At 68.9% G+C, this 14,454-nt stretch carries 9 protein-coding genes; 6 read left to right on the forward strand and 3 right to left on the reverse strand.

Annotated elements, in window-relative coordinates:
• Complete coding sequence (locus tag KIK05_RS32285; protein ID WP_214414623.1) at positions 1 to 741, reverse strand: FadR/GntR family transcriptional regulator; 741 nt, start codon at positions 739 to 741, stop codon at positions 1 to 3.
• Positions 742 to 1,334: 593 nt separating this feature from the next.
• On the opposite strand from KIK05_RS32285, the gene KIK05_RS49100 reads away from it, so the two are divergent.
• Positions 1,335 to 3,746, forward strand: a complete 2,412-nt coding sequence (locus tag KIK05_RS49100; protein ID WP_308250199.1) for a lectin — start codon at positions 1,335 to 1,337, stop codon at positions 3,744 to 3,746.
• Positions 3,747 to 4,308: 562 nt separating this feature from the next.
• On the forward strand, positions 4,309 to 5,589 hold the full coding sequence (locus tag KIK05_RS32295; protein WP_250563831.1) for a CE1 family esterase: 1,281 nt from the start codon (positions 4,309 to 4,311) through the stop codon (positions 5,587 to 5,589).
• 109 nt (positions 5,590 to 5,698) lie between these two features.
• Here KIK05_RS32295 and KIK05_RS32300 read toward each other — a convergent pair whose 3' ends face one another.
• Entirely contained in the window at positions 5,699 to 7,471 is a 1,773-nt protein-coding gene (locus KIK05_RS32300) for an RICIN domain-containing protein (protein WP_214414624.1), read from the reverse strand.
• Between the two features lie 1,009 nt (positions 7,472 to 8,480).
• On the opposite strand from KIK05_RS32300, the gene KIK05_RS47380 reads away from it, so the two are divergent.
• From KIK05_RS47380 to KIK05_RS32320, 3 genes are all read left to right on the forward strand, one after another.
• Positions 8,481 to 9,602, forward strand: coding sequence for a lectin (locus KIK05_RS47380; RefSeq protein ID WP_250563832.1), 1,122 nt, complete (start codon positions 8,481 to 8,483; stop codon positions 9,600 to 9,602).
• Positions 9,603 to 9,794: 192 nt separating this feature from the next.
• A complete protein-coding gene (locus KIK05_RS32315; protein WP_214414625.1) occupies positions 9,795 to 11,375 on the forward strand; it encodes a lectin in 1,581 nt (526 codons plus the stop codon).
• Positions 11,376 to 11,470: 95 nt separating this feature from the next.
• Positions 11,471 to 12,862, forward strand: a complete 1,392-nt coding sequence (locus KIK05_RS32320) for a glycoside hydrolase family 43 protein (RefSeq protein WP_250563833.1) — start codon at positions 11,471 to 11,473, stop codon at positions 12,860 to 12,862.
• A gap of 199 nt (positions 12,863 to 13,061) precedes the next feature.
• Here the strand turns inward: KIK05_RS32320 and KIK05_RS32325 are convergent, their stop codons facing one another.
• Positions 13,062 to 13,568 carry a hypothetical protein gene (locus KIK05_RS32325; protein ID WP_214414626.1) on the reverse strand — a complete coding sequence of 169 codons (507 nt, stop codon included), beginning with the start codon at positions 13,566 to 13,568 and terminating at the stop codon, positions 13,062 to 13,064.
• 143 nt (positions 13,569 to 13,711) lie between these two features.
• On the opposite strand from KIK05_RS32325, the gene KIK05_RS32330 reads away from it, so the two are divergent.
• On the forward strand, positions 13,712 to 14,386 hold the full coding sequence (locus tag KIK05_RS32330; RefSeq protein ID WP_214414627.1) for a response regulator transcription factor: 675 nt from the start codon (positions 13,712 to 13,714) through the stop codon (positions 14,384 to 14,386).
• Positions 14,387 to 14,454 lie beyond the last annotated feature (68 nt).

Below are 14,454 nucleotides of genomic sequence, written 5' to 3' on the forward strand. Positions count from 1 at the left end.
TCAGTGGGACGAGGAGAAGAGGCGCTGCTGGATCTCCCGGCGGTAGTCGTCGAGAGTGTTGTCGATGTGCGTGGCGGCGGCCTGGGCGGCCGCTTCGGGGTCGCCGGCGCGGATGGCCTGGTAGATCGCCTCGTGTTCCTCGACGGCCTCGGCGGCGTGCCCGCCCACCGAACCCTGTAACCCGATCAGGCTGGACTGCGCCTGCAGTCGCCGGGCCTCCTTCACGGCGATCTGGAGGAACATGTTGTGCGAGGCCGTGGCGATGGCGGTGTGGAAAGTGTCGTCGCCCTCGTTGAAGAGGTCCTCACGTGCGGTCTCGAAGCCACGACGGCACATGACGGCCGCGTCCTCGATGGCCCTCAGTTCCGCGGGGGTGGCGCGGCGGGCGGCCAGCCGGCTGGTCTCTATCTCCTGCGCCCGGCGGAACTCGAACAGCATGTAGACGTGGTCCAGGTCGGTCGGGAGGAAGAAGGTCGCCCAGCGCCCGGTGCCGAGCATCCCCTCGTCGTCGGCCACGTACAGGCCGCGGCCTTTCTGAGCGCGCACCCGGCCCAGCGCGGAGAGTATCTTCACCGCCTCGCGTACGACGGTGCGGCTGGTGCCGAGCTGCCGGGCCAGCTCGTTCTCGGTCGGCAGGCGGTCTCCCGGGCGCAGGCGCAGCCGGACGATCAACTCCAGCAGCTGCTCCGTGGCCACCTCGTAGCCCGGCCGGTATCCGCTCTCACGCGGGGTGTCGGTCACCGTGCCTCCTCCTCGCCGTTCCCCTGCAAGAGTACGACTGATCGGCATTGTCGAACTTCGGCGTCTGGGCGGCCCCGATCAGTACGAAACATCTGAATGATTCATACGGGAATCGCCGATAGGGGCAGCCGTAGCGGCAAGCATCGCCGCTGTTCAGCAAGGTGAAGGAGTGGATCGTCGCCAGGGCCCGAGTCTACCTAGGGCGAAATGAGTGGGCTTAAGGGCTTGACGGGCACCAGCGTTCCGATCGTAATAAGGAGCGAGGTCCCGGGAGGTGCTCCTCTCGGAACCTCCGCGGCCGGAACACATGGGCGGGCTGTGACGGCGCTTCTCGGCCCTCGGCATCGTGGCCGGCCACGCCCGCGTACACGGTCTCGCCTCACCACCCGCCCCTTGGTGGTGTCACCGGTGAGGCGCGCCATGTCCCCATGCCGTCGAGCAGCATGATCCGGCCGGCCCGGGAGCCGGGGTCCGCACGGCCGGCCGCCGTCGTACCCCTGCCCGTTCGACGACGGCCTCCTCCTCGGGAAGGCGTCACCCGCTCGAGGAGGAGGGCGTGACCTGACCACACCTCCGACCCCAGAGGAACCACCGTGCAATCATCCTCGCCCGTCACGGCGCTGGGACCGCTCCTGACCGGCATCATCGCCGTGGCGCTGGCCGCGGCGTTCGCCCTCGTCGTCCCGGTCACCTCGGCCTTCGCGGCTGCCACCACCCTGTACGCGTCACCCTCCGGTACCGGAACCGCCTGCACCTCGGCACAGCCGTGCTCGCTGCCGGCGGCGCAGACGGCCGTGCGGTCGCTGAACGGCGCCATGTCCAACGACATCGTCGTGGAGCTGGCCGACGGGGTGTACCGGCTCTCCGCGCCGCTCCGGCTGACCGCCGCCGATTCCGGGAACAACGGCCACACCGTCACGTGGCAGGCCGCCGCGGGCGCTCGCCCCGTCATCAGCGGGGCCCGGGCGGTGACCGGATGGTCACTGGCCGACTCCGGGAAGAACATCTGGCGCGCCACCGTCGGCACCGGGATCGACACGCGGCAGCTGTACGTCAACGGCGCCGCCGCCACACGTGCCCGCACCCAGGTGAACCGCGCCGACTTCACCGCGACCAGCACCGGTCTGAGGTTCGGCAACAGCGCGCTGAGCTACCTGAACAACCTGGCCGACCAGAACCGGGTCGAGATGGAGAGCGTCGGCTCGTTCACCGACCGGTACGTGACGGTGCAGAGCATCAGCGGCAACGTCATCACGATGCAGCAGCCCGGCTGGAACAACAACACCTTCGGGTACGACACCTTCACGCAGCCGCACCGGGCGGGACCGCTGTACCTGGAGAACGCGTACGAGTTCCTGGACGCGCCGGGGGAGTGGTACATCAAGCCGGGGACCGGCATCCTTTACTACATTCCGGCGGCCGGGCAGAGCATGGGCGACATCAGCGTCGAGCTGCCCGTGCTGCAGTCTCTGGTGGACGTCGGGGGCACATACGACGCCCCCGCGCACAACATCGGCTTCAGCGGGATCACGTTCACCGGCACGAGCTGGCTCGGGCCCGGCAGCGGCCAGGGGTACGCGGACCAGCAGACCGGCTCGTACATCACCGGCAACTGGAACTGGCCCGCCGACAGGCTGACCTCCTGCCAGGAGGGCTGTCAGCAGTTCGAGGCCACCCGGCCGAACTGGAACCAGATGCCCGCCGCCGTACAGGTCTCCGCCGCCAACCACATCACCTTCACCGACTCCCGGTTCGTCAACCTGGGGCAGACGGCGATCGGCATCGGCAACGACGCCGACGCGCACGCCAGTGGGGTCGGCCTGGGCGCGAGCGACATCACGATCACCCGCTCCGAGGTCGCCCGCAGCTCGGCAGGCGGCATCCTGGTCGGCGGTGTCCGGGCCGACGCGCACCACCCCGGCGACCAGCGGATGGTCGACCGGAACATCACCATCAGCAACAACCGCATCCACGACCTCGGCCTGGACTACCGGGGCGTGGTCTCGGTCCTGACCACCTACGTCACCAACACCGACGTGTCGCACAACGAGGTCTACAACATGCCGTACACCGGCATGTCGATCGGCTACGGCTGGGGCGCCAACGAGCCCGGTGGCAGCAACCAGTACGCCAACCGCGGTCTGTACAACTACCAGCCGCGATACACCACGCCCACCACCGCGTCGGGCAACCGCCTCGTCGGCAACTACGTGCACGACGTCATGCAGCAGATGACCGACGGCGGGTGCATCTACACGCTGTCCTGGAACCCGAACGCCGTGATCAGCGACAACTACTGCCTGCGGACCAACGGCTGGTTCGGGGTCTACTTCGATGAGGGCTCCAAGTACTACACCGTCACCGGCAACGTGCTCTCGAACACCGGCACCTGGGCCACCGCCAACTACTGGGGCGGCGAGAACATGGGGAACCTCACCGTCACCGGCAACTGGTCGACCAACGGCAGCACCAACGTGACCAACGGCGACCGGGGCAACGTCGTCTACGGCAACGTCACCGTCGGCAACGGCAACTGGCCGGCGGGCGCCCAGGCCGTGATGGCCTCCGCTGGGCCCCAGACCGGTACGTCACCCTCGCCCACTCCGACGCCTCCGGGTGACACGAGTGCGCTGAAGGGTGTGGGGTCGGGGCGCTGCCTGGACGTCAGCGGCGCCTCACAGGCGAACGGTGCCCAGGCGCAGATCTGGGACTGCAACGGGCAGGCCAACCAGCAGTGGACCTCCACCGGCTCGGGTGAGTTGCGGGTGTACGGGAACAAGTGCCTGGACGTCAACGGCGCCGCCACCGCGGACGGCACAGCCGTGATCATCTGGGACTGCAACGGCCAGAACAACCAGAAATGGCGCATCAACAACGACGGCACCATCACCGCCGTCGGCGCCGGCAAGTGCCTGGACGTGGCCGCCGCCGGCACCGCCAACGGCACCAAGGTCCAGATCTGGACCTGCCACGGCGGCACCAACCAGCAGTGGACCCGCGCCTGACCTCGATGCGCCCCCGGACGCCGGAGCCGGGCCGCCTCTGCGGACCGGTTCCATCGGCCGCCTCCGGCCGCCGACGAATGCCGGTGACGGCCGGTCGGTCTGTGCATCGATTGCCGCTGGAGACCGTGCCGGTCTCCAGCGGCACCATGGCGAACCGGTCCATCTTTCCGGCAGGGTTTCAGGATTCTGACGAATCGATTCGCTGAAACTTACATCCCGCGCCATCGCGGCGGTCGCGACCGTCCCCTGGTCAGAAGCAAAGGGAAGGGGGCGTCGCGGGCGAGCGTCGCCAGGAGAAAGACCGCCCCCCTTGACAGTTCTGTCGCGGGCATATTTGCTCCGCTGCGTCATCACCTTCCCGCACTCTTCCGGAGAGGAGCAGTGGAGACTTTGTTGTTAACGTTAACATGAATTCTGCGAAACGCCTGAGCGGTTTCAGGCGTTCGATCCTCCTGATCAGAAATGCATCGCAGCAGCCCGATACTCTCACCCCGATAAAGGAGAGATGAATGATCCCACCATCAGAATCCCTTCATGTTCCATCCGTGGAGGGAGTTGGGTGATGTTACGGCGCAGCCCCTTCTTGGGGGCGATCGCGGCCGCGGTGCTTCTCGTCCTGACCATGGGGCACTCGGCGTTGAGCAAGAGCATCGATGGAGCCGCGCCGGCCACGGGCCGTTCCCTCGCGGCGACTGCCGGATGCGGCAGGACTCCGACGCTGAAGAGCGGTACTCAGTCGATTCAGACCAGCGGCAAGAACCGCTCCTACATTCTGCGGCTCCCCGACAACTACAACGCCAACACGCCCTACCGGTTGATCTTCGCCTTCCACTGGCTGGGCGGCACCGCCGCCGAGGTCGACTCGGGCGGGACCAGTGGCTATCCCTGGTCCTTCTACGGACTCAGGCAATTGTCGAACAACGGCGCGATCTTCGTCGCGCCCCAGGGCTTCAACAACGGCTGGGCCAACTCAGGGGGCGAGGACCTGGTATTCGTCGACGACATGATCAGGCGTATCGAAGCGGATCTCTGTGTCGACACCTCGCAGCTCTTCGCCACCGGATTCAGCTACGGGGGTGCCATGAGTTACGCGATCGCGTGCGCCCGGGCGGACGTCTTCCGTGCGGTCGCGGTCTTCTCCGGGGCCCAGCTCAGCGGATGCAGCGGGGGCGGTCAGCCCATCGCCTACATGGGGCTCCACGGCATCGGTGACACCGTGCTCGACATCTCACAGGGACGCTCGCTGCGTGACCGGTTCGTCCGGAACAACGGCTGCACCGTGCAGAACCCACGCGAGCCGAGTTCGGGCAGCCGGACGCACATCGTCACCGCCTATTCCGGGTGCCGGGCCGGGTATCCGGTCGTCTGGGCGGCGTTCGACAACGGTCACACGCCCGGTCCGGTCGACGGGACCTACACCGAGAACGGCATCGCGACCTGGACCAAGGGGGAGGTGTGGAAGTTCTTCTCCCAGTTCGACAGCGACTCGTCGCCCGGTCCCACACCCACTCCCACTCCCACTCCCACTCCCACCCCGACGCCTGTACCCGGTGGATGCGCGGCCATCATAGAGACGGTGAACTCCTGGCCCGGTGGCTTCCAGTCCACCGTCACCGTCCGAGCGGGCACCGGCGCCATCAACGGCTGGACGGTCGCCTGGACCTGGCCCGGTGGGCAGACCATCAGCAGCCTGTGGAACGGCGTCCGCTCCGGCTCGGGAGCCGACGTCAACGTCCGGAACGAGTCCTACAACGGCTCGGTCGCGGCCGGCGGCACCACCACGTTCGGCTTCACCGCCAACGGCACAGCGGCCACCCCCGCCCTCTCCTGCAGCGCCTCCTGACCAGGTGATGGCCGGCGACGCGCCGGACTCGCGAACCCCCGGCCGCGGCACCCTCGTCACCACTGGGACGCCGCGGCCGGGGCGGAGGACGATGTCCCCCGCCGGCGGGTCAGCTCTTTGTCCATTTCTGGCTGGTCGTGCCGGTGCAGGACCACAGCTGCACCTTCGTTCCGTTCGCGGTCCCGAAGTTGCTCGCCTCCATGCACAGGCCGGACTGCACTCCGATGACGGTGCCGTCGGCATTGACGTTCCACCGCTGGTTCGCCTGGCCGTTGCAGTCCCAGATGATCACCTGCGTGCCGTCGCCGGTGCCCTGCCCCTTGGCGTCCAGGCACTTGTCGCCGTACACCTGCAGCTGACCGGACGAGGTCAGGGTCCACCGCTGGTTGTCGCCGCCACCGCAGTCCCAGAGCTGGAGCTGGGTGCCGTTGCTCGTGCTCGCGTTCGGGACGTCCAGGCATCGCCCGGCGTTGACGTTGCGCAACACCGACGTCGAGCCACCACCGGGGCCGGTGGGGGGCAGGAGCGTGATCGTGTAGGTGTCGTCGATGGCGGTGTGCGGGAGGTTGACCGTCGTGCCGTTGCCGGACAGGGTCACCACGGAGTCCTGGACGGTGCCCGGGCCCTGGACGGCGCCGCCACCGTTGTAAGGGATGCGCTCGGCGACGACTCTCACCTGGTTGTTCCGCACGATGCCGCTCGTGGTGTCCAGGCGCCGCAGATCGACGGCGATGCCGCCGGTCGTGGTGCCGCCGCCGACCAGGATCTTGGCCGTCCCGGTCGCCTTCGTGGCGAACGCGTCGTACGAGGAGCTGGGGGTGACGGATGCGATCTGGCCGGTCTGGGAGCCGTAGAAGCGGTAGACCCACCATTCGCCCTTCGGCTGGTACTGACCTGCCGAGTCGCGGACGAGCAGGTTGCCGAGGTCGTTGTGCAGGTTTCCCCCGCCCGCCCAGTTGGCGCGCAAGCCGTCGGCTCCGGCCCTTTCCAGGCGAGCGATGTACCAGGCCCCGTCCGCGGGGTTCTGCTCGTTGGACGCCCCGTATTCGTTGATCTGGTACGGGCGCGGGTGCGGGATGCCCCGGGGGTTCAGCGTGCTGTCGGCCGCCGCCACATTCGCGACCGGGTCGCCGGGCAGGGAGTGCCAGCTGATGATGTCGGGGACCACGTTGTTGGCCTTGACGTAGTCCAGGTACTGGTTCCAGAACGCGTGGGTGGCCGAGGGTACGCACGCGCAGCTCGGCCCGACGATGAGATGCGTCGGGAACGCGGCCCGGATGCGCTGGTAGGCGCGCCTCCACATCTCGAAGTACTGGGACTGGGGGCGGTTCCAGAACAAGGTGATGTTGGGCTCGTTCCAGAGGTCCCACTGTACGGTGGCGCCCGTCGCCCGTACGTCATTGATCAGACGGGTGAGGAAGTTGTCGTAGTCGGTCCAGTCGCCGTTGTCGCCGGGGAAGCGTGAGATCGGGTAGCCGTCGGCGCCCCACAGGTCGTGGACGAGCAGGATGAACTCCCCGCCCAGCGATCGGGTGCGCAGCAGCTGGGCGCGGGTGGCGTTCCACCGGCGGTCGTATTTGCCCGACACCCAGCCGCCCGGGCTGTCGAGCTGCGCCCCGCCGGCGCGCATGTACCGGAACTTCACATCGGTGTAGAAGTGGTCAGGCGGCGCCGACGCGTTCTCCGTCATGCCGTAGATCCACCCCGAGGCCCGGTAGGTCGGAGAGCCGCCGCCGGCGGAGAAGTCGACGGTGATGGTCTGGTCCGCGGCCAGGGCCGGCGTGGCGTCCGTCATGACGGACCCGGCGACGAGCGCGCCGGCGGCGATGAAGGCGGCGATCCCACGACGGCTTCCGTGCCGCGTGCCGGCTGTGGCGCCCACACGGGACTCCTTGCTCACGGAGGGACGGGGCGGGTGGACCGGTGGCGTGGAACGCCACGGCCGGGCTCGGCGGATCAGGTCGCCGACGTTCATCTCGCGCTCCTCACTCAGGGGGTCGTGCTCACGGGTGAGCGGCCCGGCGGAGGTGTACAGGCGCCGGGCCGCCGAGACCGGGTCAGGTGCGGGTCCAGCGTTGGTCGGCGCCGCCGTCGCACGACCAGATGGCCGGCTTGGTGCCGTTGGCGGTGACTGGAACTCGAGGTGCTCAGCGCGTGCTCTGTCCGGTTTCGGGGCCGTTGTCAGGGCACGCCCGGCCAAAGCTCGGCCACGGAGGCGGCCGGGCCCGCCGACCTCACCGCGGGCGTCATCGGCCCGACTCAGTGTGGAAAGCACCGCGAGACGTGTCAAGGACATCCACGAATCGATTCGATCGCTGGTCGGCGCCCAAAGGGGCTGTGCGCTGGTGCGTCCTCATCCGGACGCGCCGTCCCGGGGATGAACGTTTCATCGTCGCGCCCCGCCGTGACAGCGCGACGGCATGCCATCGCGCCAGATCAGGTCATTTCGGCGGGCGACGGAGCGGTGGCGCGGGCGGAGGTGACCCCTTGACGGATCTCCTCACGTCATGTTTGCTCCGCCACACACCACCTCGGCCGGTCCGCACGGAAGGAGCGCTGGATTCACCCACGGAAATGTTAGCGCTCACAGAGGCAAGTCGAGAGCTGCCGTCGAGGTGGCGAATCGGTCGGCCTCCCCGCTGTGCTCGCCGCGAGCCGACTCGCCGAAATCTCCCCCAAGGAGGTCCTCTTGTCCGTGACAGACCCGCTGGAGCCGCACTGGATACGGTCACGTCCGAACGGACGCCGTGGAGGATGGGCGGCCGGCGTCCTCGCGACGCGCGCCCGGCGGGCGCATCCGGCGCCCCGGGGGCTCGTTGAGGGATTCGATGAGTTAACGCGAACAATGCCCATCGATTCGGGCTCCTCCTGATGGCGGCGAGGGGTTGAGCATGCGTACCTGGGGACGATGGTGGGCCGCCGCGGTGACGGCCGTGGCCTTGGCGGTGGCGGGCACGGCGACGTGGACGGGAGTCGCCGTCGCGGAGTCCAACGGCGGGGTACGGGTCATGCCGCTGGGCGACTCGATCACCGAGGGCACCCAGGTGCCGGGCGGATACCGGATCGGGTTGTGGCAGCGCCTGGCCGCCGGACGCTACACCGTCGACTTCGTCGGGTCACAGTTCAACGGACCGGGCGGCCTGGGCGACCACGATCATGAGGGCCATCCGGGATGGCGGATCGATCAGATCGACGCGAGCATCGCCGGCTGGCTGCGTACGTACACACCGCGCACGGTGCTGCTGCACATCGGCACCAACGATGTCCTGCAGAACTACAATCTGGCCGGTGCCCCGCAGCGGCTTTCCGCGCTGATCGACCACATCACCACAGCGGTGCCCACTGCGGACATCTTCGTCGCGACCATCATCCCGCTGTCCAACGCCGGGCAGGAGTCGGCCGGGCGCGCCTTCAACGCGGCTATCCCGGGCATCGTCCAGAGCAAGGTGAACAGCGGCGCACATGTCCACCTGGTCGACATGCACAGCAAGGTGACCACCGCCGACCTGATCGACGGTGTCCACCCCACGGCCGGCGGCTACGACAAGATGGCCGCCGCCTGGTACGACGCGCTCCAGTCGGTACCTGGAAGCATCGGCCAGCCGGGGGGCGGCACGCCCACGCCGGGTGCGGGGGCGATCAGGGGTGTGGGGTCGGGCAGGTGTTTGGACGTGTCCGGTGGTTCGCAGGCCAATGGCGCGCAGGTGCAGATCTGGGACTGCAACGGTCAGGTCAACCAGCAGTGGACGCCGACGGCGAGTGGTGAGTTGCGGGTCTATGGCGGCAAGTGCCTGGATGTGTACAACCGGGGGACCGCCGACGGTACCGGGGTGATCATCTGGGATTGCAACGGCCAGGACAACCAGCGGTGGCGGTTGGACTCCGACGGCACCATCACCGCGGTGGGGGCGGGCAAGTGCCTGGACGTGCCGAACAACGCCACCGCCAACGGCACCAAGCTGACCATCTGGTCGTGCAACGGCGGCGCCAACCAACGCTGGACCCGCACCTGACCCATGACATCCCTCCTCGGAGAGCGGCCGTCGACCTGCACGCCGTCACCCGAACCGATTCGACCACCTCCTGACCCACACCGGCGCCGCCGCGACGAGCGAGGGCGGATCGCCCCAGCCTCCAGGCGAACCCTCCAGAACCCCGACGGATCACCGGAGATCTCCCCGACACCCGGCAGGTAGAGGAATCAGATGCGCAGAAGTCTCGGCTCGGCACTGGCGACGGTGCTCGCAGCCTGCTCCATCGTCGCGATCGGCGGTGGGACGTCGCCCGCCGCCGCCCTGGACAACGGCCTGGCCCGCACCCCCCAGATGGGCTGGAACGACTGGAACAGCTTCGGCTGCAACGTCAACGACGGCCTGATCCGTCAGACGGCCGACGCCATGGTCTCCAGTGGCATGGCGGCCGCGGGCTACACCTATGTCAACATCGACGACTGCTGGTCCACCAAAACCCGCAACTCCAACGGTGACCTGGTGCCGGATCCGCAGAAGTTCCCCAACGGCATCAAGGCCCTGGCCGACTACGTCCATTCCAAGGGCCTCAAGCTCGGCATCTACTCCTCGGCCGGAACCACGACCTGCGCCGGGTACCCGGCCAGCCTGGGCAACGAACGGCGGGACGCGGCTCTGTGGGCCTCCTGGGGGATCGACTACCTGAAGTACGACAACTGCGGTGACCACCAGGGCCTGAACGGGCGGCAACGGTACACGGCCATGCGGGACGCGCTGGCCGCGACCGGGCGTCCGATCCTGTACAGCCTGTGCAACTGGGGGCAGGAGAGCGTGTGGACCTGGGGGATGCCCGTGGGCAACTCCTGGCGCGACACGGGCGACATCGCGGCGAACTGGAACTCGATCACCGGGATCCTGGACCAGCAGGTCGGCCTCGACGGGTACTCGGGCCCGGGCGGGTGGAACGACCCCGACATGCTGGAGGTGGGCGTCGGCGGGCTGACGGGGACCGAGGGCCGCGCGCACTTCAGCCTGTGGTCGCTGCTCAACGCGCCGCTCCTGGCCGGGAACGACATCCGCACGATGAGCGCCGACGCGCGCACGATCCTCACCAACACCGAGGTCATCGCGGTCGACCAGGACTGGGGCGGCAGGCAGGGCCACAAGATCAGCGACAACGGCGACCTGGAGGTCTGGCGCAAGCCGATGTCGAACGGCTCGGTCGCGGTCGTCCTGCTCAACCGGGGCACCTCGACCTCGACGGTCTCCACCACCGCCTCCGCCCTGGGGCTGGGGTCCGCGTCCTCCTACTCGGTGCGCGACCTGTGGGCGCACACGACGTCCTCCTCTACCGGGACGATCAGCGCGTCCGTCCCCGGGCACGGGGCGGCCATGTACGTCGTGACCGGAGGAGGCGTCGTCACGCCCCCGCCCGCGGGGGCGATCAGGGGTGTGGGGTCGGGCAGGTGTTTGGACGTGTCCGGTGGTTCGCAGGCCAATGGCGCGCAGGTGCAGATCTGGGACTGCAACGGTCAGGTCAACCAGCAGTGGACGCCGACGGCGAGTGGTGAGTTGCGGGTCTATGGCGGCAAGTGCCTGGATGTGTACAACCGGGGGACCGCCGACGGTACCGGGGTGATCATCTGGGATTGCAACGGCCAGGACAACCAGCGGTGGCGGTTGGACTCCGACGGCACCATCACCGCGGTGGGGGCGGGCAAGTGCCTGGACGTGCCGAACAACGCCACCGCCAACGGCACCAAGCTGACCATCTGGTCGTGCAACGGCGGCGCCAACCAACGCTGGACCCGCACCTGATCCCGTCCCGAACATCCGCACTGCCCCCAGGAGTGATCGTGAGATCGGCATTTGGGCTACCGGCCGGCATCAGGGCCGGGCGAAGAATCGCGTGGATGGTGGTCCTGCTCAGCATCGCGGCATTCTTTCCCGGCGCCGCGGCCAGGGCGGACAACCCGATCGTCCAGACCATTTACACCGCCGACCCGGCTCCGCTCGTCTACAACGGCCGCGTGTACCTCTACACCGGGCACGATGAGGACGGCTCGACTTACTTCACCATGAAGGAATGGCGGGTCTGGTCGTCCGACGACATGGTGAACTGGACCGACCACGGCTCCCCGCTGAGCGTCGCCACCTTCAGCTGGGCGAAGTCCGACGCGTGGGCGGGCCAGGCCGTCTACCGGAACGGCAAGTTCTATTGGTACGTCCCGACGACCAGCCGGGCCACCGGGCGGATGGCCATCGGGGTGGCGGTCTCGGACAGCCCCACCGGGCCGTTCAAGGACGCCCTCGGACACCCGCTCGTCGAGAACGGCGAGATCGACCCCACCGTCTTCATCGACGACGACGGGCAGGCCTATCTGTACTGGGGAAACCCGCACCTGTGGTACGTGAGGCTGAACGCCGACATGATCTCCTATACCGGCAGCCCGGCCCAGATCCCCCTCACCACCGCGGGCTTCGGCACCCGCACCGGGGATGCGAACCGTCCGACCCTGTTCGAAGAGGGGCCCTGGGTCTACAAGCGCAACGGCCTGTATTACATCGTGTTCGCCGCGAAATGCTGCTCCGAGTTCATCGCGTACTCGACGGCCCCGAGTCCCACCGGGCCATGGACCTACCGGGGGACGATCATGCCGACGCAGGGCGGCAGCTTCACCAACCACCCGGGTGTCATCGACTTCCGGGGAGGTTCTTACTTCTTCTACCACAACGGCGCGCTGCCGGGCGGCGGCGGCTTCACCCGTTCGGTGGCCGTGGAGAAGTTCACCTACAACGCCGACGGCACCATCCCGACCATCAACATGACGACGACAGGGGCGCCCCAGGTGGGCACCCTGAATCCCTACGTCCGGCAGGAGGCGGAGACGATCGCCTGGGAGTCCGGCGTCGAGACGGAATCGGCCGGCGAAGGCGGCATGGATGTCGGGTGGATCGAGAACGGCGACTCCATCAAGGTCAAGGGCGTCGCCTTCGGCGCCGGGGCGACGTCGTTCACCGCGAGGGTGGCCTCGGCGACCGGTGGCGGCAGAATCGAGCTTCGCTCGGACGGCCTGAACGGCACCCTGATGGGGACGTGCACCGTCCCGGGCACCGGCGGATGGCAGACCTGGGTGAACGTCTCCTGCCCGGTCAGCGGTGCGACGGGAACCCATGATCTGTACCTCAGGTTCACCGGCGGAAGCGGTTACCTGTTCAATGTGAACTGGTGGCGGTTCGACGCCGCCGCCCAGCCGGCCGCGTCAAGCATCGCGGCCCACCGCACCACCGGCTCGGGCAGCTGAGCCCGGCCAGGCCCGCCCGCCCGTCGCGACGGTGGCGCGACGGGCGGGGACGGCCTGATCGGTCCCGGATGGAGCGGTCATGCCGGCGTCGAGCGTCCCGCCCTGCGCGGAGTGCGAACTGAAGGGGACCGCTCCCGGGTGAGGACCCGGGAGCGGCCGCCGGTACCGAGCCGGTGCCGGCCTGTGAAGCGCGCGTCCGCTACTTCCGCTCGGGCGCGGCCTCCGCGCACGTCAGTGCGATGGTGGACGGCACTCCGCGCTCGGCCTTCCCCGAGGCGTCGGCACGGGTGGTGAACGACGGGCCCTCGTCCGTCTTGCCCGCCTCGGCCGAGGAGTCGTCCGCTTGGGACGACGGGCCGTCCGCCTCAGCGGACGTGCTGTCCGCCAGGGTGGACGGCGCGCGGCCGTTCCCGTCCGGCACGGTGCCCTCCACCGGAGTGGCGGGGATCGCGGGAACGGCCTCGATCTCCTCGGCGTCGACCTCCTTGCCGTCCTTCAGGACGACCAGGCGGCCGTCCTTCTCCTTGACCGTCAGGACGGTGGCAGAGCAGTGCGGGGCGCCCGGGGCCGTGGTCACGACCACGGTCGTGCCGGGGGAGGGCGCCGGGGACGGCTCGTCGGCGTGGGCCGCCGCGGTCAGCGTGGCGGCGAGAGCCGTGCCGAGCAGGCCCGTCGCGACGGCGGACCGCAAGCGTTTGATGAGCATTCGACATCTCCTTGTCGACGGTCGGTCCCGCGTTTCGCGGGCCGGTCGGGGACGACGGTGGCATCCGCGGGCTGAAGCGAACCTGAAGACGGCCGAAGTGATCTTTAGGTTCGCTTCAGGTCGCCTGGTGCAAGCTGGCGGGCATGCGGGTTCTGCTGGTGGAGGACGAACGGCGGCTGGCCGAGCTGGTCAGGAGCGGCCTGGCGGGGGAGGGGTTCGCGGTCGACATCGCGGACGACGGCGCCGAGGGCCTGTGGCTGGCCACCGAGAACGCCTACGACGCCATCGTGCTCGACGTGATGCTGCCCCGCGTCAACGGCTACGCCGTCTGCCGCCGCCTGCGCGACGCCGGGGACTGGACGCCGATCATGATGCTGACGGCCAAGGACGGCGAGTACGACGAGGCCGAGGCCCTCGACACCGGCGCCGACGACTTCCTGTCCAAGCCGTTCTCCTACGTGGTGCTGCTCGCCCGGCTGCGTGCGCTCGTACGGCGGGGCGGCCGGGAACGACCGGCCGTGCTGACCGTCGGCGACCTGGTCGTGGACCCGGCCGGCATGCGGTGCCGCCGCGCCGGGGTGGACATCGCGCTCACGCCCAAGGAGTTCGCCGTGCTGCACGCCCTGGCACGGCGGGCGGGCGAGGTGGTGTCCAAGGCCGAACTGCTCCAGCAGGCCTGGGACTTCGCCTACGACGGGGATCCGAGCATCGTCGAGGTGTACATCAGCGCGCTGCGCAGGAAGATCGACGCCCCCTTCGGCCGTTCGTCCCTGGTGACCGTACGCGGCGCGGGCTACCGGCTGGAGGGCACACCGTGAGCCGCGGAGCCGGCGACCGGAACCGGCCGGAGGCGGTGCCCGGGCGCGGCCGGAGACCGGAGGGGGCG

Source organism: Sphaerisporangium fuscum (assembly GCF_018531465.1).
GTDB classification, from domain to species: Bacteria; Actinomycetota; Actinomycetes; order Streptosporangiales; family Streptosporangiaceae; genus Sphaerisporangium; species Sphaerisporangium fuscum.

What these genes read in the sequence shown, in the direction of transcription:
- KIK05_RS32295 (WP_250563831.1), top strand. Translation starts at nt 4,309, where the DNA reads ATGTTACGGCGCAGCCCCTTCTTGGGGGCGATCGCGGCCGCGGTGCTT.
- KIK05_RS47380 (WP_250563832.1), top strand. Translation starts at nt 8,481, where the DNA reads ATGCGTACCTGGGGACGATGGTGGGCCGCCGCGGTGACGGCCGTGGCC.
- KIK05_RS32315 (WP_214414625.1), top strand. Translation starts at nt 9,795, where the DNA reads ATGCGCAGAAGTCTCGGCTCGGCACTGGCGACGGTGCTCGCAGCCTGC.
- KIK05_RS32320 (WP_250563833.1), top strand. Translation starts at nt 11,471, where the DNA reads ATGGTGGTCCTGCTCAGCATCGCGGCATTCTTTCCCGGCGCCGCGGCC.
- KIK05_RS32325 (WP_214414626.1), bottom strand. Translation starts at nt 13,568, where the DNA reads ATGCTCATCAAACGCTTGCGGTCCGCCGTCGCGACGGGCCTGCTCGGC.
- KIK05_RS32330 (WP_214414627.1), top strand. Translation starts at nt 13,712, where the DNA reads ATGCGGGTTCTGCTGGTGGAGGACGAACGGCGGCTGGCCGAGCTGGTC.